The sequence below is a fragment of the Streptococcus phocae genome, from assembly GCF_001302265.1.
Taxonomy (GTDB): domain Bacteria; phylum Bacillota; class Bacilli; order Lactobacillales; family Streptococcaceae; genus Streptococcus; species Streptococcus phocae.
Genome location: NZ_LHQM01000043.1, coordinates 1 through 896, shown reverse-complemented (window position 1 = coordinate 896; position 896 = coordinate 1). Strand labels below are relative to the sequence as shown.

Genomic DNA, 896 nt, shown 5'->3' with positions numbered 1-896 from the left:
GCATTGCTGGAGAGCGCATCGCTCTTGATGGGAATACAACAGTAAATGGTACATTCACTACAAAAATCGCCGAAGCTATTAAAATCAGAGCTGACCAGATAATTGCAGGTACGATTGACGCTGCGAAGATTAGAGTCATTAATCTCAATGCAAGTAGCATCGTAGGGTTAGATGCTAGCTTTATCAAGGCTAAAATCGAGCACACGATTACCAGTCTGTTGGAGGGCAAGGTCATTAGGGCCAGAAATGGTGCGATGATTATCGACTTGAATAATTCAGGAATCAGTTTCAACAGTAATGCTGAAATTGCTTTTAATAGTAAAAATAACGCGTTAGTCAGACGGAAAGGTACACACACTGCTTTTGTACACTTCAACGATGTTTCGAGCAGTTCAGACCAAGGCGTAGGCTCTGTCTATGCTTCTATCGGCGTAACCTCGTCAGGGGATGGTGTCAATAGTATGTCGTCTGGTCGCTTTGCGGGCTTGCGGGCGTTCCGTGCTGCGAGAGGTACAGCTCATGGAGCGACAATTGATCAAGTAGAAATTTACGGTGATAGTATCATTTTCAGCGATGATTTCAACATTTCGCGTGGTTTTAAGATGAGGCCTGAAAAAATGCCTAAAATGGTTGATTTAAATGATTTGTACCATTCGATTAAAGCTTTATGGTCTTGTTGGATACATGCAAATAATGCGTCTTGGTCTTGGGACGCAAATACCTCAAGAGCAATCATAGGTGAATATAACTCACATGGACTTAATTTATAGGAGAAAAAATGGAACTAAAACTAAAAAACAAAGAACTTAACACGCTTTATGATGTGCTTGACAAAATCAAAGTCACCAATATGAAGGCGAACAGAGGGCGTGCAAAATTACTTTCTAAAGTCGTTG

At 41.1% G+C, this 896-nt stretch carries 2 protein-coding genes; both read left to right on the top strand.

What is annotated here, in order from left to right; genetic code table 11:
• A partial coding sequence (locus AKK44_RS07565; protein ID WP_236686672.1) for a gp58-like family protein occupies window positions 1–770 on the top strand: 770 nt, incomplete at its 5' end.
• An 8-nt stretch (window positions 771–778) separates the two neighbouring features.
• On the top strand, window positions 779–896 hold a 118-nt coding region (locus AKK44_RS08785), incomplete at its 3' end, for a DUF1617 family protein (protein ID WP_152911084.1).